Genomic DNA, 22693 nt, shown 5'->3' on the forward strand with positions numbered 1-22693 from the left:
GTCGCTGCCTGTGTCTTCTTCGTGTGTACCCGGGGAGCCCGCCCCCCCCCCCCCACTACTGCGGCATTCAAAGCGGCGTGAAACGAATGGCCTGCCCACCCCCCGGTGCCAGCACCAGCGTCAGCACGTCGGCGCTGGTCACCTCTCGGGTTTCGCGCGCGAATGCGAAGGGATTGCTGCGGAAATCCGCGCCCTCGCCATCGCGGTAGATCTCGGCGCGGTAGCGCACGCCCGGTTCCAGGAAGCCCAGCGACACCGGCAGCACGCGGCCGTGCTCGTCGGTGATGCTGCCGAGGAACCAGTCGCGGCTGTTGCGGTCGCGGCGCACGATCGTCACGTAGTCGCCCACTTCGCCATCGAGCACGCGGCTCTGCTCCCAGTCCACCGCGACGTCTTCGATGAAGCGGAATGCCTCGCGATGCTGCAGGTAGTGCTCGGGCAGGTCGGCGGCCATCTGGATCGGGCTGTACAGCACCACGTACAGCGCCAGCTGGCGTGCCAGCGTGCTGGGAATGGCCTGGCCGTGGCGGCCCTTCAGGCTGAGGATGCCGGGGGTGTAATCCATCGGCCCGGCCAGCATGCGGGTGAACACCAGATTGACCTCATGTTCCGGCGGGTTCGGCGGCTGGCCCCAAGCGTTGTACTCCATGCCGCGTGCGCCTTCGCGCGAGATCCAGTTGGGATAGGTGCGGCGTAGGCCGGTGTCCTTGATCGGCTCATGCGGGTTCACCGACAGATGGCGGCGTGCCGATTCCTGGACCACCTTCAGGTGGTGGCGCGCCATGAACTGCCCGTCATGCCACTCACGCCACAGCGAGCCGCCCGAGGGATTGCGGCGGTCGACCTGACCGTCGTCGCAGACGTAACCGGTCTTGAACTGGTCCACGCCCAGCCGCGCGTACAGGTCCAGCGCAGCGTCCAGCTGGTCCTCGTAGTGCTCGATGGCGCAGCCGGTTTCATGGTGGCCGATCAGGTGCACGCCCTTGTTCAGGCCATACGCCGACAGCGCTTCAATGTCGAAATCGGGCGTGGCACGGGTGAAATCGAAGTCGTAGCCATTGCCCACCCACATGCCGTCCCAGCCCGGATTCCAGCCTTCCACCAGCACGCCACGGAAGCCGTGTGCGGCGGCGAAGTCGATCACCTTCTTCGTCTTCGCGGTGGTGGCCGCATGCTTCGGCCCGGTCGCCCAGCTCTCGTTGTCCAGGTGCATCGACCACCACACCCCCAGGTACTTGGCCGGCTTCACCCAGCTCACATCACCCAGCGCATTGGGTTCGTTGAGGTTGAGGATCAGGTCCGATTCGACCAGGCCGCCGGCACGGTCGGCAATCTGCAGCGTGCGCCACGGCGTGGCGAAGGGCAGGCCGCGGCGCACCTTCCAGACTTCGGCCGAGGGCGAGAGCTGCGCGCGCAGGCGCTGGCCCTCGGTGCGGCGCAGCCACATGCCGGCATAGTCCACCAGCGCGGCCTCGTGAATCGCCACGTGCAGGCCATCGCGGCTGCGCAGGGTCATCGGCGTATGCACCAGCGGAACCTCGCGCAGCGGCGTGCGCTGGTACAGGTACTCGTAGTGGATCGGTTCGCCGGCAGGGATCCACCACGCGGTGGAATCCTGCGCGATGGCGAACTCGGTCAGCTCGTCATCGATGATGGCTTCGCGCAGGTTCGGCTGCTCGGGGAATACGTAGCGGAAGCCAAGGCCATCGTCGTACACGCGGAACACCACATCCAGCCGGCGCTTGCTGCCGGTGGTCTCGGCCAGCTGCACGGTCAGTTCGTTGAAGTGGTTGCGGGTGAGCCGGCGTTCGCCCCAGGGCTGTTCCCAGTTGTCATCGACGCTGCGTTGCTGTTGGCCGAGCAGGGCGAAATCCCGGTCCAGGCGCCCATCGCGCAAGGCAAAGCCCAGCTTCGAATCTTCCACCACGGTCTCGCCGAAACGCTCGACGCGATAGCGCGCGGTGCCACCGTCCAGCACCAGGCTGACCTTGAGCACCTTTCCCGGTGATTCGACGCTGGCCACCTGCGGCGCGGCCTGCGCCAGCGTGGCCAGGCCCAGCAGAGCCAGACCGAGCAGGTGCGCGAACACCGCGCGTACAGCAGTGGGTGACATCGGCATTTCCCCTCCCAAGGCGCCGTTGGCAGACCCGGACCATAAGCCAGCGCGGCAGGCCCGCTACCGCGCAACGCCATGAATACGTATGCAGCTGGACGCAGCCGACAGCCCCGCGTCTACCATGGGGCCAAGGCACCTTGAGGGAGGGGCCGCGCCCGCCCGCCGACAACGACGGTGCGGACCTACAACGCGTGCAGAGAGGGAGGGAGGCCGACGGGCGAAAGCCGGTCCGCCGCTTCGATGCTGAAGATCATTTGCCTGACCGCTGCCCTGGGGGCAGCGCTGGGATCGACCGCGCAGGCGGCCGACCTGCAATTCGACGGCCGCCATGCGCGCGCCGAAGCCGCTGCCAACGGCAGCTACGTGCTGCATGCGCCGAAGGCTGAGGTGCGTATCGCGCCCATGCCGATGCGCAGCCAGACCGGCAGCGTGATGTTCGATGCACTGTTCGCGCTGGCCCAGCAGGAGATGGACCAGGACCGCGTGGATGCGATCCGCGATCCCGCGTTCGACGAAGGCCGGCCGGTGCCATGCGGGTGCTTCCAGACCGGCGCGCGCTGGCCCTACGTGTGGACCCGCGATGTCAGCTTCGCCGCCGACCTGGCGCTGGCGCGGCTGGACCCGCAGCGCACCCGGCAGTCGCTTCAGTTCAAGCTCTCGGCAGCGCGCGATGGCCATACGCCCGGCCTGTTCGTGGCGCAGGACACCGGTTCCGGCGGCAGCTGGCCAATCAGCAGCGACCGCGTGGTGTGGTTCCTGGCGGCACGCCACCTGTTGGAGGATCGCGCGTTTGCCGACCAGGTCTGGCAGGCGCTGCAGGGTACGCTGGCGCAGGACCGCGCGATGGTGTTCGACGCGCGAATGGGCCTTTATCGTGGCGAGACCTCGTTCCTGGATTGGCGTGAGCAGACCTATCCGGACTGGACCCGCGAGGACGTGCGCTTCATCGGCGATTCCTATGCGCTGTCCACCAACGTGCTGCACTACCAGGCGCTGCGCCTGGCCGAACGCCTGGCTGGCCAACATGGTGATGCCCGCGCGGCTGACTACAAGGCGTGGGCCGATGCGTTGGCGCAGCAGATCGATGCGCGCTTCTGGCGCGAGGACATGGGCCAGTACATGAGCTACATCGGCGAAGCCGCGCACCCGGTGCCCTACGCCAAGGTCGATCTGCTCGGCCTGTCGCTGGGCATCCTCGCCGAGGTGTTGCCGGCCGAGCGTGCGCGCCGTGCGCTGGCCGCCTACCCGATGGCGCCGGCCGGCAGTCCGGTGGTGTGGCCGCAGGAGTCGCAGCAGCCGATCTACCACAACCGCGCGATCTGGCCGTTCGTCAGCGCCTACTCGCTGCGTGCGGCGCGGCAGCTGGACGATGCGCCGCGCATCGCTGCCGAAATCCGCTCGCTGATGCAGGGCGCGGCGCTGGCCGGTTCCAACATGGAGAACTACGAGCTGGTCAGCCAGGCCGTGCATGTCGACGAAGGCGCACTCAGCGGCCCGGTGGTCAACTCCGAACGCCAGTTGTGGTCGGTGGCCGGCTATCTGTCGATGGTGACCGAGGGTGTGTTCGGCGTGCAGGATGACGGTCGCGTGCAGCCCAAACTGCCGGCCGAACTGGTGCCGGAGCTGTTCGGCACGCATCCCCGCATCACGCTGGAAGCCAACGGCAGGCGCTATGTGCTGGAGCGCCCGCAGAACGTGGGCGATGGCCTGCTGGTGGCCGGCAGCACCATCACACGTGGCACGACTACCACGGTGCAGCTGGTCGCTGCCCCGGCAGCAACCGGTTTCGCTGCCACGACTGCGGATGCCAACGCGCGTGCGCCCGCAACACCGGCGGCACCGCAGGCCCTGCGCATGGGCACGGGCTGGAACGTTCCGGTGCAAGCCGAGCAGGTTCTGTGGAAGGACGGCAGGGCCCTCGTCGCCAGCAATGGCCCGGTGCACATCAGCGACGATGGCCTGCAGCACTGCCTCAGCCTGACCCTGCGCGAGGGTGCGCTGGAGTCGCTGCACAGCCCGACGCTCTGCGTCGGTCCGCAGCAGGTGCTGAAGGGCGAGGAACGCTGGCAGTTCACCGCGGGCCAGGCCGGGCAGGTGCGCCTGCGCCTGCAGTACCGCAACCCGAACGGGCCGATCAACACCGGCGTCACCGCTGCGGTCAAGCAGCTGGTGCTGCAGTGCCCGGGCCAGCCATTGCAGCGGCATACGGTCACTCTGCCGCACAGCGTGGCGATGCAGGACTCGACCTCGGCGACATTCACGGTGCCCAAGGGGCAATGCACGGTCGCGCTTGAAGAGGGCTTCAACATGAGCGCGCTGCAGCACTTCGCGCACTACACGGGCGGCAAGGGTGGACGTGAGGGTGTGCTCAACCAGGCCCAGGTGCAGGCGCTGAAGGTGGCGCCGGTGGCGATGGAAGAGGGCGCACGATGAGTCGTCCCGTCAAACCGCAGTTGTCGTTCTGGCAGATCTGGAACATGTGTTTCGGCTTCCTCGGCATCCAGTTCGGATTCGCCCTGCAGAACGCCAACGCCAGCCGCATCTTCGAGACACTGGGCGCGGACATGGACGCGGTGCCCGGGCTGTGGATCGCGGCGCCACTGACTGGCCTGCTGGTGCAGCCGGTGATCGGTTACCTGTCCGATCGCACCTGGACGCGCTGGGGCCGTCGCCGCCCGTTCTTCATGATCGGTGCGGTACTGACTACGCTGGCGCTGCTGGTGATGCCGAATTCGCCGACGCTGTGGATCGCCGCCGGTACCTTGTGGGTGCTGGACGCCTCGATCAACGTGTCGATGGAACCGTTCCGCGCCTTCGTCGGCGATCAGCTGGCGCCGCGCCAGCGTCCGGCCGGCTATGCCATGCAGAGCTTCTTCATCGGTGTGGGCGCCATCGTCGCCAGCTTCCTGCCGTTCATCCTGGCCCACTTCGGTGTTGCCAATACCGCAGCTGCCGGCGAAGTGCCCGATACCGTGCGCTATGCGTTCTACTTCGGCGCGGTGGTGCTGCTGGCGGCGATCACCTGGACGGTGGTCAGCACCCGCGAGTACTCGCCGGCAGAGCTGGCCGGGTTTGACGATGCCGAGCCGCCGGCGCACCACGCAGGGGCTGCGATCAGTGGCCCCGCGCCGTGGGCACAGGTGGCGCTGTGGCTGGGGCTCGGCGTGGTGCTGGCGCTGCTGATCGCCTGGCGGCAGGGCGACAGGATGCTGTATGTGCTGGCAGGACTGTGCGCCGGCTACGGCCTGCTGCTGGCGGCCGCGCGTGCCTTGCCGGCCACGCATATGCTGGCCGCCATCGTCGGCGACCTGCGCGCGATGCCGGTGACCATGCGTCGTTTGGCGTGGGTGCAGTTCTTCTCGTGGTTCGCGCTGTTTGCGATGTGGATTTACACCACCGCCGCGGTGGCCGGTATCCACTTCGGCTCGACCGATCCGCAGTCGGCGGCCTACAACGAGGGCGCCAACTGGGTGGGCGTGCTGTTTGGTGCCTACAACGGCTTCGCCGCGCTGGCCGCAGTACTGATCCCGCCGATGGTGCGTGCGATCGGCCTGCGCTGGAGCCACCTGGTCAACCTGTGGCTGGGCGGCGCCGGCCTGGTCTCGCTGATGTTCATCCGCGACCCACACTGGCTGCTGCTGTCGATGGTCGGCGTCGGCTTCGCCTGGGCGTCCATCCTTTCGCTGCCCTATGCGCTGCTGTCCGACAGCGTGCCGGCATCGAAGATGGGCGTGTACATGGGCATCTTCAATTTCTTCATCGTGATCCCGCAGCTGGTCGCGGCCAGTGCGCTCGGCTTTGCCCTGCGCGCTTGGCTGGGCGGTCAGCCGATGCATGTGCTGGTGCTGGGCGGCTGCAGCCTGTTCGTCGCCGGCCTGTGCGTGCTGCGGGTTCCATCCCGTCCGGAGGTGGTGTGATGCGTGGTGCGCTGTCTGTTGCTGTTTCCCTGGTACTGCTGGCCGGCCATGCGGCGGCCGCGCCACGCCCGGACTATGTGGGCACCACCGAGCCGTTCGCCAGCGATGCGGTGTACTTCGTGGTCACCGACCGCTTCGTCAACGGCGACCCGTCCAACGACCACCGCGACCAGGGCGGCACGCACCGCACCTTCGATATCCCGGTGCCGTGCCCGGACAAGGTGGACGGTAATATCGGCTACCTCGGTGGCGACTTCCGCGGCGTGCTCGACAATGCGCAGTACATCCGCAACCTCGGCTTCGGCGCGGTATGGATCACGCCGATCATCGACAACCCGGACGAGGCATTCACCGGCAGCAAGGCGATCAGCTGTACCAGCACGCTGACCGATCGTGGCAAGACCGGTTATCACGGCTACTGGGGCGTCAATTTCTACAAACTCGATGAGCACCTGCCCAGCAGGGATCTGGACTTCGCGGGGTTGACCAAGGGCCTGCACGGCGCAGGCCTGAAGGTGGTGCTGGACATCGTCGGCAACCACGGCTCGCCGGCCTGGACCATGCCGACGCGGCAGCCGCAGTTCGGCCAGATCTTCGACAAGGACGGAACGCTGATCGCCGACCACCAGAACCTGCCACCGCAGAAGCTGGATCCGAAGCACAACCCGCTGCATGCGTTCTACAACAACATCGGTCCGGTCGACGGCAAGAACGGATCGATCTTCGACGGCAACCTTGCCGAGCTGTCCGACTTCAACCAGGACAATCCGGCGGTGATGGATTATCTGGTGGGTGCTTACCTGCAGTGGACCGCGCAGGGCGTGGATGCCTTGCGCATCGACACCATCGGCTGGCTGCCGCACCCGTGGTGGCATGCCTTCGTGAAGCGCATCCGCGCCGAGCATCCGGGCATGTTCATGTTCGGCGAAGCGTTCGACTACAACGCCGCGAGCATCGCCGAACACACCTGGCCGGCCAACGCCAATGTCAGCGTGCTCGACTTCCCGCTGCGCGGCGCACTGGAGCAGACCTTCGGCACCGCCGGAAAGGGCTTCGAGACCCTGGCCGAGCCGCTGCACCTGAGCGGTGGCCCGTACGCCAACCCGTATGAGCTGATGAGCTTCTACGACAACCACGACATGCCGCGCCTGCAGGCCAGCGACAGCGGCTTCATCGATGCGCACAACTGGTTGTTCACCGCACGCGGCATTCCGGTGGTCTATTACGGCTCGGAAACCGGCTTCATGCGCGGCCGCGCCGAGCATGCCGGCAATCGTGCCTACTTCGGCCAGCCGCGTGTGGATGCCGCACCGGAGAGTCCGATCTTCGCGCCGCTGCAGCGTATCGCGCGATTGCGCGAAGCCACGCCGGCGCTGCAGCGTGGCCTGCAGGTGAACGAGCGCCTGCAGGGTGATGAAGCGGTGTTCTTCCGCGTGCTGCAGCAGGGCGACGTGGCGCAGACCGCGCTGGTGCTGCTGAACAAGGGCGACCGGACCAGGATCCTCACCGTGTCGCGTTACGTGCAGGCGGGCCGCTGGCGCGATGCACTGGACGGCGGTTGGTTGCAGGTGGATGCCTCCCTGAAGGCCGACGTGCCCGCGCACGGCGTGAAGGTCTACGTGCTGGACGCCGCCGTGCAGCAGCCGGCATTGCAGGCCGAGCTGGACAAGGCGATGGCCGACCAGAAGGCGCGGGATCAGCGGCTGGGGCGGTAGTGCCGGCCGCTGGCCGGCAACCCATGAATCCATGGCACCTTCAGGTGCCGGCCAGCGGCCGGCACTACCTGGTTTGCCTGCATCCGGCACAATAGGCACCCCTTACGCCCCGCCGTACCGCCATGACCGACCTCGCCCCGCAGACCCCGATCGAAACCCTGCTCAAGGCGGCGATGGACGGGGCGGTGCCGATCCGCGCCTTCATGGAGGCCTTCGTCGCCTCCGAAGTGGTGCTGCTGACCGGCAGCCTGGTCACTCACGACGGCAGCGGCTTCGACCCGCTGCTGTTCGACAAGCAGGGCACCCTGCACGTGGCCGTGTTCACCGACCCGTCGCGGGTGGGCATCTACAGCCAGCAGGCCGAACACCAGATCCGCTGGCTGATGCTGGACGTGCTGCGCCGCGTGCCGGGTGGCTATGGCGTGGTGATCAATCCGGGCACTTCGCTGGGCTTTGAGATTTCGCCGAGCGGCGTCGGCGAGATCCTGAAGGACTTCGCCCAGAGCTGAACCGCCACCGCGCTATATTTGTAAAGTCGAGCCATGCTCGACTGCCTTTCGCACAGTGCCAGATCAGTCGAGCATGGCTCGACTCTACAGAACGCTTCCCCATCGAGGCATTGCCATGGAATTCAGGGTATTACCCGCCGGCGCACCGGGACGGCAGCAGTTGGCCCGGTGGTACCACGCCGAATGGGGCCGCGACGCCGGCCTGTCGCTGGAACAGGAACTGCAGCGGCTGAACACACCTCAGGACGCCGAGGGTTTCCCGCACCTGATCGCCGCCTTCGATGGCGACCAGGTGGTCGGTGCCGTGCAGCTCAAGCGCCGGGAAATGCAGGCCTTCCCGCAGTACGAGCATTGGCTGGGCAGCGTGTTCGTGGCCGATAGTCATCGCGGGCGTGGGCTGGCTGGCGCGCTGGTCGAGCAGGCCGCGGCGCAGGCGGTGCGGATGGGGGTTTCCGAACTGTACCTGCAGACCGAATCCCTGGATGGCGGCCTGTATGCGCGGTTGGGCTGGAAGCCGCTGCAGGAAGCCGACAACCGCAGCCACCGCGTGCTGGTGATGGTGCGCAGGTTGGCCGCATGAGCGCCGCAACGGCCCGGCACTCCCGCTCAGCACTGATCTTCCTGATCGCAGCCATCGTTGCCGCACTGGTCTCCATGCCCCTGCTGCGCGCGGTGGGCATGGTGCTGTGGCCGGTCTTCGTCATTGCCTGGCTGATCAACCTGGGCGCGGCCTGGCATCTGGCCCAGTGGGCGCGCCAGCAGGGCCGTTCGGCGTGGGCATTCGGGTTGCCGGCGGCGCTCGGTACCGTCGCCTCGATCGTGGTCTATGTGCTGCTGGCGTTGCTGGGGCCGAAGGCGACGGTGCGCTGAAGCTTCGCGGTCACCGTGGGCAGTATGCCGAGCATGGCTCGGCACTACAGTAAGGCCGAGCCAAGCCCGCAGGTGTTGCGTGGAGCGCCGGCGGACAGGCCGGCGCCCCGTTGCCTCACATCGTCACCTTGCGCCGGTTGTCATCGCTCACGCGGTCGATCAGCTTGTTGTACGGGTCGAAGCCTGCTTCATCCGGCTTTTCATCCACCGTCACCGTGATCTTCGGCGCGGCGCTGGTGATGTGGTGGCGCTGCAGATACAGCACCTTCTGGTCGCGTTCCTTGCCCGACGGCCCGTTGGCGAACACGCCGATCTCGACCCAGTCATCCATCGTGCCGTCGCTCTCCTTGCCCTTGCCATCGGCGTACTGCTTGGCGGCGTGCAGGTCCAGGGTCACGTCGTAGCGACCGTCAGCACGCTTGCGGGCGCTGGCGGCCATCACCCGGTTGTCGTAGAAACTGATCTTCTCGAACAGGTCGGTGACCAGCTGCTGGCGGTCGGCCGGGGTCTCCGCCCGGATGTAGCCCAGCAGTTCGCGTGAGGTGGTGTACGGCGGTTGCTGATAGCCCTTGTCCTGCAGGAAGCGCTTCAACGCACGGTTCAGCGCCTGCTCGCCGATTTCCTCGCGCAGCCGGTAGAACACCAGCGAACCCTTCTGGTAGTGGATGTACTGCTGGTTCTCCACGCGCTCCAGCGGCTGCTCCTCGATGGCCTCGCCACCGCGTCCGGACAGGTAGCCATCCAGCTCGCGCTTGAGGAACTGGCGCATGTGCTGGCGGCCGTACTCCTGCTCCATCACCATCAGCGCAGAGTACTGCGACAACGATTCGGAGAGCACCGTCGCGCCCTGCACGTTGGCACCGATCACCTGGTGCGCCCACCACTGGTGCGCGATCTCGTGCGCGGTCACGTAGAACACGTAGTCCACCTTGTCCGGATCGCGCAGGTCGGCGATGAAGCCGATGGCCTCGGAGTAGGGGATGGTATTGGCGAACGACTGCGCGAAGCGCGCATAGCCTGGGAACTCGATGATGCGTACCTGGCGGTGCTGGTAGGGCGTGAAGTTCGCTTCGTAGTAGGCCAGCGACTTCTGCACCGCTTCGATCATCCGGTCCACGTTGTAGCCGTGCGCCGGGTCGAAGTAGACCTCGATCGGGATGTCCTTGTACTTCGCCTTGCGCACCTCCCAGCGTGCCGACAGATAGGCGTAGAAGTTCAGCATCGGCCGATCCATGGCGTAGCTGAAGCAGCGGCGGCCATTCACCGCGGTCTCCTTCTGCAGGTAGCCCGGCGCCAGCGCCACCTGGTCCGGTGCGGTGCAGACCGTGGTGCGGAAGTCGAGCCAATCGGCATCGTTGGAGATGTAGGTGTTGGCACGCGCGGCTTCGTCTTCCAGCTTGGGCATGCGCCGCGGCTCACCCAGGCCGCGCTTGCGCCGCTCGTTGCGGTCGCTGATCTCGGCGCCTTCGTTGTAGCCGAACGACGGCAGTACGCGGCTGTTGAAGAACGTGCCGTTGTCGACGATGTTGCTCGGCGCCTGGCCGGCGGTGATGCCATTGGGTTTCTGCACCACCCGGAAGTGGACGTTGCGGCTTTCACCCGGTTGCAGTGGCGCGGCCAGGCGGTAGATGCGGTAGCCAAGGTCGGCGTCGTGCATCGACAAGGTCTGCCCACCCAGGTCAGCCGCGACCAGCTGCTTGTCGTCGCCCATCGAGACATGCACGTCCTGGATTGGCACGGCATGCGTGTTGCGCACCGTCCAGTTCGCATCGATCACCATCGACTGCGATTCGGGGAACAGGTCCACGCGGTTGTCCACCGCCACGATGCGAGGCTGCGGCAAAGTGCGGTACTTCGACAGCTCGCGCTCGTAGCGGGCCTGCAGATCCAGCTGCTGGTCGGGCGAGATGAACTCGTTGCGGATGTTGGTGCTCCAGTAGAGCCAGCCGCCCACGCCGATGAAGGCCAAGGCCGCTACTCCAGCGAAGACGCCGGTCGGACCGCGCAGGCGGCGGCCGGCCAGGGCCAGTCGCTGGCGCAGCCCTTGGCTGACGCCACGCACCCAGAATGCCGATGCCAGGCACATCAACGTCAGCAGGAACAGGGCCCAGTAGCCCTGGAACGCCAGCTGCCCGGTCAGGAAGTGGCCGTAGCCGTTCATGTCCGAATAGGGCGCGTTGGGCCAGCTGCCGAAGTTGTACAGGTTCTGCGTGTAGTCGAGCAGGCCGAGCACACCCTGGCCGATCATCACCACGATCAGCAGTGCGTAGCCGACGAACTTGTTGTTGGTGAGCACCTGCAGCACCAGCGCCAGGCCGCCCATCAGGATGTAGACCACCGAATCCAGGGCCAGGCTGCGCAGGTACAGCAGCGGCTCAAGATGCGTGTAGCCCTTGGCCAGCTGCACACCCATCGCCGCCAGCGCGCCGGCGGCCTGGAAGCAGACGATCACCGCCAGCAGTGCAGTGAACTTGGCCAGCAGCGGCACCCAGTTCGGCACCGGCATGGCATCGGTCACTTCATTGATGCGCGCGCTGCGTTCCTTCCAGACCAGCTCACCGGCGAAGAACAGCACGATGATCACCAGCAGCCAGCTGAAGGCGCCCTGCAGGCCCATGATCATCTGCGAGGTGACCGGCCAGATCGAGGTGCCGTACAGGGTCTGCCGGAACAGCGCGCTGGGCAGGAAGTTGGCCAGGCCGAGCACGAGCAGCACGATGAACGGCACGCTGCGCAGGACGCCACGTGTATCGAAGCGGACCTGGCGCAGGAACTGCTGCCACGCCGTGGTGGTAGTGAACGCCGGTACCACGCGCGGCAGCGTTGCGCGGGTGGGGCGGACGGCGCCGGCATCGGCAACCGGTTGCGCCTGCCTGAGGCCCCAGCGCCGACGGCCACTGCCGCTGCGTTCGGTGCGGAACAGCGCGAAGGTGGCGGTGAACAGCGCGGCAGCCACGCCCAACCACAGGGCGCGGTTGGCCAGCAGGTAACCGGCCAGCTCGGGAATCCCGTTGTTGCGTTCGGCGGTGGACCAGTAGCGGATCGTGCGGCCCAGTGCGCGCATGCCCAACGGTTCGCTCAGCACCGCGATCCACGTGTTGTCGATGTCGCGCAGCAGGGCTGCACTGACGCCATACAGCACGAGGTAGGCCACCAGGCCGATGTAGACCCACAGGATCGAGCGCGTCAGCGCCGCCAGCAGCGACAGCAGCGCGGTGGTGAACAGCAGGTTCGGAATGACGATGACCGCGAACGTCCACGCATAGCCCTGCCAGCTGATCGGGCCCATGCGCTCGGGATCGACCCACGGCATGAACGGCGCCAGCCACAGGCCGAACGCGATCAGGACGTAGACCAGCAGCCCGGCCGCCAGGGCGGCAGCGATGCGCCCGGCCAGGTAATCGCGGCGCTTCACCGGACTGGCGAAGATCAGTTCGGCGGTGCCGAGTTCGAAGTCACGCAACAGCGCATTGCTGACGAACAGTGCGGTGACCAGCATGCCAAGCAGGGTGAAGATGCCCAGCATCTGCGCGATCACGGTGGGCGCGTTGCTGTGCACGTTGCCAGTGCCGCCACCGATCTGCACGGCGTCGCTGGAGGCGGCGGCGAAGGCGAGCAGGGCGAACAGCCCGGCCAGCAGCCACAGCAGCGGGGAACGCAGCTGCTCGCGCAGCTCGAAGCGGAAGAAGTTGAGGATCATGGCGTGCTCCGCTCAGGCTGCCGCGCGGGCACGGGCCTGCAGGCGCAGGCGCTGGAAGTACACGTCCTCGAGGTCGGGAGCTACGGCCGCAAAGCCGTCGCCGGGGTCGTTGGCGCTGTGCACGTGGATCACCGGGCGGCCACCGACCAGGCGGGTCGACAGCACCACATAGCGCGCTTCGTGGTCGGCCAGTTCAGAAGGATCGACCTGCTTGCGCCAGACCTGGTGCTGCAGGGCGTCGATGGCTTCGGCAGGACGGCCGGTCAGCAGCACCTGGCCCTTGTTCATGATCGCCATCGTCGGGCACAGATCGGTTACGTCCTCGACGATGTGGGTGGACAGGATCACCGCCACGTTCTCGCCGATGGCCGCCAGCAGGTTGAGGAAGCGGTTGCGTTCTTCCGGGTCGAGGCCGGCGGTGGGTTCATCGACGATCACCAGCCGCGGGTCACCCAGCAACGCCTGGGCAATGCCGAAGCGCTGGCGCATGCCGCCGGAGTAGGTGCCCAGCTTGCGTTTGCGGGCGTCCCACAGGTTCACCTGCTGCAGCAGTCCATCGACCACCTCGCGGCGCTGCGCGCGCTGGGTCAGGCCCTTGAGCACCGCGAAATGCTCCAGCAGGTCCAGCGCGCTGACTTTCGGGTACACGCCGAAATCCTGCGGAAGGTAGCCCAGCCGGCGGCGCACCGCGTCCTTGTCGCGCAGCACGTCGATCGGTGTCTCGCCGGGGATGGTGAGCACGGCCGTGCCGCTGTCGGCCTCCTGCAGGGTGGACAGCGTGCGCATCAGCGACGATTTGCCGGCGCCGTTCGGGCCGAGCAGGCCGAACATGCCGCGCGGGATGTCCAGGTTGACGTTGTTGAGGGCATGCACGCCGTTGGCGTACGTCTTGGACAGCGAATCGATCTTCAGCATGCGACGTACACCTTTCAATGGGCGATGTCTGCGCGTTATCCGCGCATCAGCCTCCGTGCGCATCCGCCGTTGGTCATGGGGGGAGAATTCCGCCGTCGCACGTTGGGGCGTGGGGCGGTGGCCTGGCAGCGCTTACCCGCGCAGCGAAGATTCCCGCACCACCAGCTTCACCGGGATGCTCTGGCTCTCCACCGGTTGCCGGCCGATCAGTGCCAGCAGGCGCTCCACCAGCAGCTGTCCGGCCTGCTTGGTGTCCTGCTGCACGGTGGTCAGCGCCGGGGATACCGAGGCCGCCAGTGGGATGTCGTCGAAGCCGGTCACCGCCACGTCCTGTGGCACCCGCAGGCCAGCCTCGCGGAGCGCGCGCATCGCACCGATGGCGATCAGGTCGCTGGCGGCGCAGATCGCATCGATCGGTTCACCGCGCGCCAGCAGCACCTGGCAGGCCTCCTGGCCGGAAGCCTCGGTGGTGATCGCATCGTGCTGCAGCGCCGGTTCGGCGGCCAGGCCGTGGTCCTGCAGGGCCGCGACATGGCCGCGGTAGCGTTCCTGGAATTCGGGGTAATGGCTGGAGGCATGGCCGAGGAAGGCGATGCGGCGGCAGCCCTGCTGCAACAGGTGGGTGGTGATGTCATGCCCGCCCTGGAAGTTGTCGCTGCCGATCGACACGCCGGGCTGGCCGGGCAGGGCGGCGCCCCAGCGCACGAAGTGCGTGCCCTGTTCGACCAGCCGCTGCAGGCGGTCGCGCGATTCGTGGTAGTCGCCGTAGCCGAGCAGGATGATGCCGTCGGCCTTGTTGCTGTCCTCGTAGTCGGCCTGCCAGTCGGTGGACAACTGCTGGAACGAGACCAGCAGGTCCTGCCCGTGCAGGGCGCAGGCGCGGGTGATCGAGCCCAGCATCGAGTGGAAGAACGGGTTGATCAGCGAGTCGTCGTTGGTCGGGTCTTCGAAGAACAGCAGGGCCAGGGTGCCGGCGTTGCGCAGGCGCAGGCTGGAGGCGTTCTTGTCGACCTTGTAGTTCAGCTCGCGGGCGATGCGCAGGATGCGCTCGCGGGTCTCGGCGTTGACCATCGGGCTGCCACGGAGCGCCCGCGACACGGTCGGCTGGGAGACCCCGGCCAGGTGGGCGATGTCCAGGGAGGTGGCTTTGCCTTTGATCGTCATGGGAACGCGGAAGGGGGCAGGCGGAAGGTGCCTGGGCATGATGCCATGCGGTGGCTGCCGGCCGTCCTGGCCGACGCCGCTTGTGGTCAAGGTCGCGGGTGTGCGACGGTCAGTGCCACAGCCTGATGGAGCCAAGCGGTGTCCTTTCGCCTGTACCCGGATGTTCCGGATGATTTCGAGGCGCGGATCCGTATCCTCGCGCCGGAGGAGGGCGGGCGACGCAGCCCGGCCCGGAACGGTATCCGCTGGGACTTCGCCTACGCCGATGACGCCGGGACACCCGAGCTGTTCATGATCTGGCCCGACTTCCGGCACGCTGAGGGCGACAGCTGGGCGACCGAGCTGCCGCTGCCGGTGGGCGAGCCCCTTCTGGCGGGCCTGACCGTGGTCAATGAGGTGCTGAGGGCGGGGTTGCACCGGGAGCGTATCCAGCCGGGCGTGCGCTTCCACTGCCATGAAGGGCCCAAGGTGGTGGCGGTGGGGGAGGTTACGCGGGTCACCGGCCTGCTGCTGGATCGTCCCCTGCTTCGTTGAGGCCGGTTCCGACCCGGATCGGCCGGATTCCCGACGGGCCGGGGGCGAAGGGAATGGTAAGATGCCTCGTTCCGATATCCCCCATTCGCAACCGTGGGAGGTCCAGCGTATCGGCACCCCGTCGGGTGTGCTATCACTGGTCCAGCCCCGGACAACGGAAGAATCCATCTATGGCGCGCGGCATCAACAAAGTCATCCTGGTCGGCAACCTCGGCAACGACCCGGACGTGAAGTACACCCAGAGCGGCATGGCGATCACCCGCATCAGCCTGGCCACCACCAGCGTCCGCAAGGACAAGGATGGCAACCAGCAGGAACGTACCGAATGGCACCGCGTGGTGTTCTTCGGCAAGCTCGGCGAGATCGCCGGCGAGTACCTGCGCAAGGGCAGCTCGGTCTACGTCGAAGGCAGCCTGCGCTACGACAAGTACACCGGCCAGGACGGCGTGGAGAAGTACTCCACCGACATCGTTGCCGATGAAATGCAGATGCTGGGCGGCCGTGGTGAAGGCGGCGGTGGCGGCGGTGGCGGCAACTACGGCGGCGATCGCCCGCAGCGCCAGCAGGCGCCGCGCCAGGAGTACGGCGGCGGTGGCGGTGGCCAGCGCGGCGGCCAGGGCGGTGGCTATGGCAACCAGGGCGGCAATCAGGGCGGCGGTTACGGCAACCAGGGTGGCAACCAGCGCCCGCAGCCGCAGCAGGCGCCGCCGATGGACGACTTCGCTGACGACGATATTCCGTTCTGATCGAACGCTCGTTCGCAGCAGAAAAGAAAGCCCCGCTCATGCGGGGCTTTTCTTTATCCGGAATCCCTTCGGAGTTGTGCCCCGCAGCATCGGTTTTCGTGCACCGCGACTTGCAAACAGACAATTTCCTCCCCTATGGTGCAATCGATTGCATTGCTGTGAATCGTTGCGTTTGATACCGGTTGGGAGGCCGGCAGGTGGATGTCCATCCATTCGATCAGACCGGCCCCGGCGACGGGCCTCACGCGGCGCGATGCGTTGCGCATGGCGGTTGCTGGAGGCGTAGCTCTGGGTACTGCGGGTACGCTGCCCGCATTCGCCGCCATGGCGCCGCTCAAGGGCAACCTGAAGCATTCTGTCGCCCGCTGGACCTTCCCGCAGCTGTCCGTCGCCCAGCTTTGCGCGACGGTGAAGGACATCGGCTTTGCCGCGATCGACCTGGTCGGCCCGGAAGACTGGTCCACGCTGAAGGCGAATGGCGTGTACAGCTCGATGTGCAACGGCGCGGAGCTGGGCCTGACCAAGGGCTTTGCCGGCCGCCAGTTCCATGACCAGCTGGTGGAGCGCTACACGCGGCACATTGATCTGGTGGCCGATGCCGGCTATCGCAACCTGATCTGCTTCTCCGGCAACCGCAACGGCATGGACCCCGCCGAAGGCATGGCCAATGCCGAGGCCGGCCTCAAGCGCATACTCGGGCACGCCGAGAAGCGCGGGGTGGTGCTGGTGATGGAGCTGCTGAATTCCAGGGTCGATCATCGCGACTACCTGTGCGACCACTCGGCATGGGGCGTGGAGCTTTGCCAGCGACTCGGCTCGGACAACTTCGGCCTGCTCTACGATATCTACCACATGCAGATCATGGAGGGCGACATCATCGCCACCATCGGCAAGCATCACGCCTGCTTCAAGCATTACCACACCGCAGGCGTGCCCGGCCGGAACGAGATCGGAGACCAGCAGGAGCTCCACTATCCGGCCATCTGCCGCGCGATCCGCGACACCGGTTTCAAGGGGTATCTGGCGCAGGAGTTCACGCCTGCAGCGCCCGATCCCGTTGGCTCATTGCGCGAGGCGATCCGCCTCTGCGACGTCTGAAACGATATCCACCCAGGTGAGAAACCCATGGCAGATAATCATTACGACGCCATTGTTGTTGGCTCGGGAATCAGTGGCGGTTGGGCGGCGAAGGAGCTGACCGAAAAGGGCCTGAAGGTCCTGATGCTGGAACGCGGACGCAACATCGAGCACGTCAAGGACTACGTCAATGCGATGAAGGAAGCGTGGGACTTCCCGCATCGCAACCGGCCAACGCAGGCGATGAAGGCCGACTTCCCGGTGCTGATGCGCGACTACGGCCTGGCTGAGAATCTGGAAGGGATGTGGGCCAACGAACAGGACTCGCCCTACATCGAGACCAAACGTTTCGACTGGTTCCGTGGCTACCACGTCGGCGGCCGCTCATTGCTATGGGGCCGGCAGAGCTATCGCTTCTCCGACCTGGATTTCGAGGCGAACCTCAAGGACGGCATCGCGGCCGATTGGCCCATCCGCTACGCCGATATCGCGCCGTGGTACGACCATGTGGAAAAGTTCGCCGGCATCGCCGGCACGCGCGAAGGACTGGACGTGTTGCCGGACGGCGAGTTCCTGCCGCCGATTCCCTTGAATATCGTCGAGAAGGATGTGGCCGCGCGTATCAAGAAGGCCTTCGGCGGAACGCGCCATATGATCCACTCGCGCACTGCCAACATCACAAAGCCCATGCCGGAACAGGGCCGCGTCAACTGCCAGTACCGCAACAAGTGCATCCTGGGTTGCCCTTTCGGCGCTTATTTTTCCACCCAGGCAGCGACACTGCCGGCGGCGATGAAGACCGGCAACCTGACCTTGCGGCCGTTCTCGATCGTCAAGGAAGTGCTCTACGACAAGGACCGCAAGCGTGCCCGCGGTGTGGAGGTCATCGATGCCGAAACCGGCCAGACCTACCAGTACACCGCCAAGGTCATCTTCCTCAACGCGTCGTCGTTCAACTCGACGTGGCTGTTGATGAACTCGGCCACTGATGTGTGGGAGGGCGGGCTGGGCTCATCGTCGGGCGAGCTCGGGCACAACGTGATGGACCATCACTTCGGTGCGGGCGCCTCCGGCCGGGTCGAGGGTTACGAAGACAAGTACTACTTCGGGCGTCGCCCCTGCGGCTTCTACATTCCGCGTTTCCGCAACGTTGCGGCCGACAAGCGCGGCTATCTGCGCGGGTTCGGCTACCAGGGCGGTGCCAGCCGCACCGGCTGGTCGCGCGAGATCGCCGAGCTGAACATCGGTGCCGATCTGAAGGAGGCGCTGACCGTGCCCGGTGACTGGCGCATCGGCATGACCGGGTTCGGTGAAATGCTGCCGCACCACGACAACACGATCCGCCTGGACCGCGACCGCAAGGACAAGTGGGGGCTGCCGGTGCTGGCGATGGACGTTGCCATGCGCGCCAACGAACTGGCGATGCGCAAGGACATGGCCGCCGATGCCGCCGAGATGCTGGAGGCGGCCGGTGTCAAGGACGTGAAGATGCACGACAACGATTACGCCCCGGGCAAGGGCATCCACGAAATGGGGACCGCGCGCATGGGACGTGATCGGAAGAGCTCGGTGCTGAACCAGCACAATCAGGTCTGGGATGCACCCAATGTCTATGTGACCGACGGTGCCTGCATGACCTCCAGCGCCTGCGTGAATCCTTCGTTGACCTACATGGCGCTGACGGCTCGGGCCGCAGATCATGCGGTGCGCGAACTGAAAGCGGGGAATCTCTGATGGATCGCCGCGAGCTGTTGAAGATGATCGTCGCCGCCACCGGTGCGGCCATGGTTGGGTTGCCTGCCCTTGTGCAGGGTCAGGCACCGGCGGGCGCCACCAAGATTCATTTCTCCGATACCGACGTCGCTACGCTGGACGAGATCGCCGAGACCATCCTGCCGCGGACCCGGACACCAGGGGCGAAGGATGCCGGCGCCGGCCTGTTCATGGCGACGTTCGTCAGTGACTGCTACACCGCCCGGCAGCAGGCGACGTTCCGCGCAGGGCTGGCCGACATCGACAAACGCGCCGGCGGTCGCTTCGCGTCGCTCACGCCGGAAGCCCGCGCCGAATTGCTGCGCACGCTGGACGCCGAAGCCAAGGCACGCCATGCCGATGTGACCGAAACCGGTACGCCTGAAGAGGGCGAGGCGATGCCGCATTACTTCACGATGCTCAAGCAGCTGGCCATCTTCGGCTTCTTCACCTCCAAGGTCGGCGCCACCGGGGTGCTGCAGTACGTCGCCGTGCCGGGGCGCTACGACGGCGACCTCGCCTATGTTCCCGGCACGCCCGCATGGGGGACCAGCTGATGGAGCGCAACACGATGATCAAGCCGCTGCTGATCGCGGCCACCGTGCTGGCCACCACCTCACCCGTGTTCGCGCAGAACGGTGCCGACGCCGCGCGCGATCCGAAGAAGACCGAGGTGTGGACGCCGGTACCTGCGACCGTGGCTACGCCGCCAGGCAAGGCCCCGTCCGACGCAATCGTGCTGTTCGATGGCAAGGATGTCTCCGCGTGGGAGTCGGAGCAGGGCGGAGGCGTGCCCTGGAAGGTTGCCGATGGCGCCATGACCGTCGTGCCCGGCAGCAAGGGCATTCGCACCCGGCAACGCTTCTGCGACGTCCAGCTGCATGTCGAGTGGCGCACGCCTACCGACACGAAGGGCTTCGACGGACAGAACCGCGGCAACAGCGGCATCTTCCTGCAGGAGCTGTATGAGCTGCAGGTGCTCGACAGCTACAACAACCCGACCTATGCCAATGGCCAGGCGGGCTCGATCTACAAGCAGGCCATGCCGTTGGTGAACGCCTCGCGCGCACCGGGTGAGTGGCAGGCCTACGACATCCTCTGGAAGGCGCCGCGCTTCTCGCAGGGCGGTGGGCTTGTGTCGCCCGCGCGCATCACGGTGCTGCACAACGGCGTCCTGGTGCAGGACGACACGGTGCTGGCGGGCAAGACCGAGTACATTGGCGCACCGTCGTACGCGCCGCATGGGTGCGCGCCGCTCTATCTGCAGGAACATGACGCCAGGGTCAGCTACCGCAACATCTGGGTGCGCGAGCTGTAGTGGCACATGGCCGGTGTGGTTGCCGGCCGCTTACTTCGCCAGATAGCTGGCGATGTCATCGATCTCCTGCTGTGACAGCTGGGAGAAGGGCGGCATCAGCCCACCGCCCTTGCTGATCTTTTCCTTGATCTGTGCGGGTGCCATGCGCTTGCCGATGTCGGTGAGCGCCGGGAACGCGCCCGGCATGCCCGCACGATCGGCGCCGTGGCAGGCCACGCAGTTCGCGGTGTAGAGCTTTGCACCCGCAGCCGGGTCGTCCTTGCACCAGGCGGTTGTCGCAACGCTCATGCCACCCAGGGCCACCGCCATTGCCAGGATCATTTTCATGTGGGGCTCCTTGATGCGTCAGCGCCGCGCATGGGCGGGCACGCGGGTGGTCAGGTGTTCACGCAGATAGTCCGCACCGGCCTGGATGATCCTGGCCGGATCGCGTGGCTGGTCGTGCTCGATGATGTACCAATGCACGCCGGCGGCTGCCGCAGCAGGCAGGATCGCGTTCCAGTCCAGTACGCCCTGGCCCACCGCAGCGAATCCGCCTTCGTCCTGGGCCTGGCCCTTCGGTGCATTGTCCTTGGCGTGCACCGCGAATACGTGGCCGCGGAACTTTGCCAGCATCACGGCCGGGTCCAGGCCTGCACGCGCGACCCAGGCCAGGTCCAGCTCGGTCTGCAGGTTTGGACCGGCGGCGGCGAACAGCAGCTCCAGTCCGGTCCTGCCGTCGAAGTCGGCCAGTTCGAAGTCGTGGTTGTGGTAGGCCAGGCGCATGCCTTTACCGCGCACCTGCTTTGCGATGCGGCCCAGTTCCTGGCCCAGGGCGGTCCAGCCGGCGGCATCGCTCGGACGATCCTTCTTGTCCAGGTACGGCACCACCAGTGTCGTGTTGCCGATCGACCGGTTGAAGGTCACCACCCCATCCAGGTTGCTGCGCAGCTCGGCCAGCGGCACATGCGATGAAACTGCCTTGATCGAATACCGGTCCAGCAGCTGCTTGAGCTCGGCGGCGCTGGTGTTCTGCGTGCCGACCGTTTCCACCGCATGGACGCCGGCGTCGCGGACGATCTTCAGCTGCTGCTCGAGCGAGCCGGCATCGCGCAGGGTGTACATCTGTACCGCGATCGGCTTCTGCGTGCTGGCGGCTTCGACTGCGAAAGCGGGCAGGGTAGCGAGCAGCAGAATGAGGCTTGCAGTTCCATGGACAAGGGCTTTCATCAACAGATCCTCCCGGGATTCAACCGATGGTGGTCCAGGCACGCGACCTGGCTGATGCAATGACACGATCGACGATCTGCGCCGAGCGCAGGCCGTCCTCGAAGGTGGGCAGGCCCTGCGGCCGCTCGCCCTCGATGGCGCGATAGGTGTCGGCGACAAACGCTTCGAAGCACTGGGCGTAGCCCTGCGCGTGGCCGGCCGGCAACACCGACAGCCGGCGCTGTTCGGCACCGCCGGCGCCCGGTCCGCGCACGAAGATCTCCTCGCGCTGGTCGGGCAGGCCGATCCACAGGCGCTCGGCGTCCTCCTGGTTGAAGGCCACGCTGGCCTTGGCACCGTCGATCTCGAACCAGAGGCGGTTGTGGCGTCCGGCCGAGACCTGGCTGACCGTCAGAGATGCCAGCGTACCGGCGCCGGTCCTGAACATCGCCGCCGCTACGTCCTCGCTCGTTACCGCCTGCATTGCGCTGGCTGCGGTTGGCGTGCTGAAGCTCTGTCCGCTGACGGCGCCGCGCTCGGCGATGACCGTAGAGAACGCCGCGCTGACTTCGGCGAAGCGCTCGCCGCTGACCCATTCCACCAGGTCGCACCAGTGCGAGCCGATGTCGGCGAACACGCGCGATGCGCCACCCAACGCCGGGTCCACGCGCCAGTTGTTGCTGGCCGGGTCCAGCAGCCAGTCCTGCAGATAGCTGCCGTGGATCAGGTGCAGTGGCCCCAGATCACCTTCGGCGATGCGTGCGCGTGCCTCGCGCACCACCGGGTGGTAGCGATAAACGAAAGGTACTGTGGCGACCAGCCCGGTTGAGGCGGCCAATGCTGCAAGGGCCTGCGCATCGTCCAGCGTGGTCGCCAGCGGTTTCTCGCAGATCACATGCTTGCCGGCTTCCAGCGCGGCCTGCGCCATCGCGCGGTGCAGATGGTTTGGCGTGCAGACGTGCACGACCTGCACCTGCGGATCGGCGATCACCTCCTCGATGTCCCGATAGGCGCGCGGGACATTCCACAGCTGCGCCATCTCACGCGCGCGCTGCGCTGACGAAGCGGCAACGCCGCGTACCTCGGCACCGGCGAGCAAGGCCGCGCGGCGGTGCACGGCGCCGATCATGCCGGCGCCGACGATGGCGATTCCAAGCGTTGGCATCGGCTCG

The 22693-nt window shown here is 66.5% G+C and carries 19 protein-coding genes; 12 read left to right on the plus strand and 7 right to left on the minus strand.

Features of this window, described 5'->3' with window-relative positions; translation table 11 throughout:
- Positions 1–67: 67 nt before the first annotated feature.
- Positions 68–2119 (minus strand): glycoside hydrolase family 97 protein, encoded by a 2052-nt coding sequence (locus ABE423_RS06945; protein ID WP_346485531.1) that lies wholly within the window; start codon positions 2117–2119, stop codon positions 68–70.
- Between the two features lie 237 nt (positions 2120–2356).
- Here ABE423_RS06945 and ABE423_RS06950 point away from each other — a divergent pair, with 237 nt between their 5' ends.
- The 6 genes from ABE423_RS06950 to ABE423_RS06975 all read left to right on the plus strand — a co-directional run bounded on the left by ABE423_RS06950 (position 2357) and on the right by ABE423_RS06975 (position 9127).
- Positions 2357–4549: a Six-hairpin glycosidase-like protein gene (locus ABE423_RS06950; protein ID WP_346485532.1), complete on the plus strand. Its 2193-nt coding sequence runs from the start codon at positions 2357–2359 to the stop codon at positions 4547–4549.
- Positions 4546–6033 (plus strand): MFS transporter, encoded by a 1488-nt coding sequence (locus ABE423_RS06955; RefSeq protein ID WP_346485534.1) that lies wholly within the window; start codon positions 4546–4548, stop codon positions 6031–6033. The genes ABE423_RS06950 and ABE423_RS06955 overlap by 4 nt, the downstream gene beginning before the upstream one ends.
- The gene (locus ABE423_RS06960) at positions 6033–7748 is read left to right on the plus strand and encodes an alpha-amylase family glycosyl hydrolase (RefSeq protein ID WP_346485536.1); all 1716 of its coding nucleotides are present in this window, start codon (positions 6033–6035) and stop codon (positions 7746–7748) included. Before ABE423_RS06955 ends, ABE423_RS06960 begins: the two co-directional genes overlap by 1 nt.
- Positions 7749–7870: 122 nt before the next feature.
- Positions 7871–8257 (plus strand): SseB family protein, encoded by a 387-nt coding sequence (locus tag ABE423_RS06965; protein ID WP_346485538.1) that lies wholly within the window; start codon positions 7871–7873, stop codon positions 8255–8257.
- Positions 8258–8372: 115 nt separating this feature from the next.
- Entirely contained in the window at positions 8373–8837 is a 465-nt protein-coding gene (locus ABE423_RS06970) for a GNAT family N-acetyltransferase (protein WP_317217222.1), read from the plus strand.
- Positions 8834–9127, plus strand: a complete 294-nt coding sequence (locus tag ABE423_RS06975; protein ID WP_336685778.1) for a hypothetical protein — start codon at positions 8834–8836, stop codon at positions 9125–9127. Before ABE423_RS06970 ends, ABE423_RS06975 begins: the two co-directional genes overlap by 4 nt.
- A gap of 115 nt (positions 9128–9242) precedes the next feature.
- Here ABE423_RS06975 and ABE423_RS06980 read toward each other — a convergent pair whose 3' ends face one another.
- The 3 genes from ABE423_RS06980 to ABE423_RS06990 all read right to left on the minus strand — a co-directional run bounded on the left by ABE423_RS06980 (position 9243) and on the right by ABE423_RS06990 (position 14906).
- Positions 9243–12827 (minus strand): ABC transporter permease subunit, encoded by a 3585-nt coding sequence (locus ABE423_RS06980; RefSeq protein ID WP_346485540.1) that lies wholly within the window; start codon positions 12825–12827, stop codon positions 9243–9245.
- Between the two features lie 12 nt (positions 12828–12839).
- On the minus strand, positions 12840–13742 hold the full coding sequence (locus ABE423_RS06985) for an ABC transporter ATP-binding protein (protein WP_134950937.1): 903 nt from the start codon (positions 13740–13742) through the stop codon (positions 12840–12842).
- A 132-nt stretch (positions 13743–13874) separates the two neighbouring features.
- Positions 13875–14906: a LacI family DNA-binding transcriptional regulator gene (locus ABE423_RS06990; protein ID WP_032129583.1), complete on the minus strand. Its 1032-nt coding sequence runs from the start codon at positions 14904–14906 to the stop codon at positions 13875–13877.
- Between the two features lie 138 nt (positions 14907–15044).
- On the opposite strand from ABE423_RS06990, the gene ABE423_RS06995 reads away from it, so the two are divergent.
- The 6 genes from ABE423_RS06995 to ABE423_RS07020 all read left to right on the plus strand — a co-directional run bounded on the left by ABE423_RS06995 (position 15045) and on the right by ABE423_RS07020 (position 20333).
- Positions 15045–15440, plus strand: a complete 396-nt coding sequence (locus ABE423_RS06995) for a hypothetical protein (protein WP_071227796.1) — start codon at positions 15045–15047, stop codon at positions 15438–15440.
- A gap of 170 nt (positions 15441–15610) precedes the next feature.
- Positions 15611–16186 carry a single-stranded DNA-binding protein gene (locus ABE423_RS07000; RefSeq protein WP_010483495.1) on the plus strand — a complete coding sequence of 192 codons (576 nt, stop codon included), beginning with the start codon at positions 15611–15613 and terminating at the stop codon, positions 16184–16186.
- A 201-nt stretch (positions 16187–16387) separates the two neighbouring features.
- On the plus strand, positions 16388–17284 hold the full coding sequence (locus ABE423_RS07005) for a TIM barrel protein (RefSeq protein WP_125893707.1): 897 nt from the start codon (positions 16388–16390) through the stop codon (positions 17282–17284).
- A 27-nt stretch (positions 17285–17311) separates the two neighbouring features.
- Positions 17312–18997, plus strand: a complete 1686-nt coding sequence (locus tag ABE423_RS07010; RefSeq protein WP_125893709.1) for a GMC family oxidoreductase — start codon at positions 17312–17314, stop codon at positions 18995–18997.
- The gene (locus ABE423_RS07015; RefSeq protein WP_346485544.1) at positions 18997–19572 is read left to right on the plus strand and encodes a gluconate 2-dehydrogenase subunit 3 family protein; all 576 of its coding nucleotides are present in this window, start codon (positions 18997–18999) and stop codon (positions 19570–19572) included. The genes ABE423_RS07010 and ABE423_RS07015 overlap by 1 nt, the downstream gene beginning before the upstream one ends.
- On the plus strand, positions 19557–20333 hold the full coding sequence (locus tag ABE423_RS07020; RefSeq protein WP_346485546.1) for a DUF1080 domain-containing protein: 777 nt from the start codon (positions 19557–19559) through the stop codon (positions 20331–20333). The genes ABE423_RS07015 and ABE423_RS07020 overlap by 16 nt, the downstream gene beginning before the upstream one ends.
- Positions 20334–20363: 30 nt before the next feature.
- Here the strand turns inward: ABE423_RS07020 and ABE423_RS07025 are convergent, their stop codons facing one another.
- Genes ABE423_RS07025 through ABE423_RS07035 form a run of 3 tightly spaced genes read right to left on the minus strand, consistent with a single transcriptional unit; the run spans position 20364 to position 22686 of the window.
- Positions 20364–20660, minus strand: coding sequence for a cytochrome c (locus tag ABE423_RS07025; RefSeq protein WP_106467339.1), 297 nt, complete (start codon positions 20658–20660; stop codon positions 20364–20366).
- A gap of 18 nt (positions 20661–20678) precedes the next feature.
- On the minus strand, positions 20679–21542 hold the full coding sequence (locus tag ABE423_RS07030) for a sugar phosphate isomerase/epimerase (RefSeq protein ID WP_346485549.1): 864 nt from the start codon (positions 21540–21542) through the stop codon (positions 20679–20681).
- A gap of 19 nt (positions 21543–21561) precedes the next feature.
- Positions 21562–22686, minus strand: coding sequence for a Gfo/Idh/MocA family oxidoreductase (locus tag ABE423_RS07035; RefSeq protein ID WP_346485550.1), 1125 nt, complete (start codon positions 22684–22686; stop codon positions 21562–21564).
- Positions 22687–22693: the final 7 nt, after the last annotated feature.

Origin of the sequence: Stenotrophomonas sp. TWI1409 (genome assembly GCF_039673015.1) — a bacterium.
Lineage (GTDB): Bacteria > Pseudomonadota > Gammaproteobacteria > Xanthomonadales > Xanthomonadaceae > Stenotrophomonas > Stenotrophomonas maltophilia_A.

Coding starts and splice junctions, on each gene's coding strand:
- ABE423_RS06945 (WP_346485531.1), bottom strand. CDS start 2,119: ATGCCGATGTCACCCACTGCTGTACGCGCGGTGTTCGCGCACCTGCTC.
- ABE423_RS06950 (WP_346485532.1), top strand. CDS start 2,357: ATGCTGAAGATCATTTGCCTGACCGCTGCCCTGGGGGCAGCGCTGGGA.
- ABE423_RS06955 (WP_346485534.1), top strand. CDS start 4,546: ATGAGTCGTCCCGTCAAACCGCAGTTGTCGTTCTGGCAGATCTGGAAC.
- ABE423_RS06960 (WP_346485536.1), top strand. CDS start 6,033: ATGCGTGGTGCGCTGTCTGTTGCTGTTTCCCTGGTACTGCTGGCCGGC.
- ABE423_RS06965 (WP_346485538.1), top strand. CDS start 7,871: ATGACCGACCTCGCCCCGCAGACCCCGATCGAAACCCTGCTCAAGGCG.
- ABE423_RS06970 (WP_317217222.1), top strand. CDS start 8,373: ATGGAATTCAGGGTATTACCCGCCGGCGCACCGGGACGGCAGCAGTTG.
- ABE423_RS06975 (WP_336685778.1), top strand. CDS start 8,834: ATGAGCGCCGCAACGGCCCGGCACTCCCGCTCAGCACTGATCTTCCTG.
- ABE423_RS06980 (WP_346485540.1), bottom strand. CDS start 12,827: ATGATCCTCAACTTCTTCCGCTTCGAGCTGCGCGAGCAGCTGCGTTCC.
- ABE423_RS06985 (WP_134950937.1), bottom strand. CDS start 13,742: ATGCTGAAGATCGATTCGCTGTCCAAGACGTACGCCAACGGCGTGCAT.
- ABE423_RS06990 (WP_032129583.1), bottom strand. CDS start 14,906: ATGACGATCAAAGGCAAAGCCACCTCCCTGGACATCGCCCACCTGGCC.
- ABE423_RS07000 (WP_010483495.1), top strand. CDS start 15,611: ATGGCGCGCGGCATCAACAAAGTCATCCTGGTCGGCAACCTCGGCAAC.
- ABE423_RS07005 (WP_125893707.1), top strand. CDS start 16,388: ATGTCCATCCATTCGATCAGACCGGCCCCGGCGACGGGCCTCACGCGG.
- ABE423_RS07010 (WP_125893709.1), top strand. CDS start 17,312: ATGGCAGATAATCATTACGACGCCATTGTTGTTGGCTCGGGAATCAGT.
- ABE423_RS07015 (WP_346485544.1), top strand. CDS start 18,997: ATGGATCGCCGCGAGCTGTTGAAGATGATCGTCGCCGCCACCGGTGCG.
- ABE423_RS07020 (WP_346485546.1), top strand. CDS start 19,557: ATGGGGGACCAGCTGATGGAGCGCAACACGATGATCAAGCCGCTGCTG.
- ABE423_RS07025 (WP_106467339.1), bottom strand. CDS start 20,660: ATGAAAATGATCCTGGCAATGGCGGTGGCCCTGGGTGGCATGAGCGTT.
- ABE423_RS07030 (WP_346485549.1), bottom strand. CDS start 21,542: ATGAAAGCCCTTGTCCATGGAACTGCAAGCCTCATTCTGCTGCTCGCT.
- ABE423_RS07035 (WP_346485550.1), bottom strand. CDS start 22,686: ATGCCAACGCTTGGAATCGCCATCGTCGGCGCCGGCATGATCGGCGCC.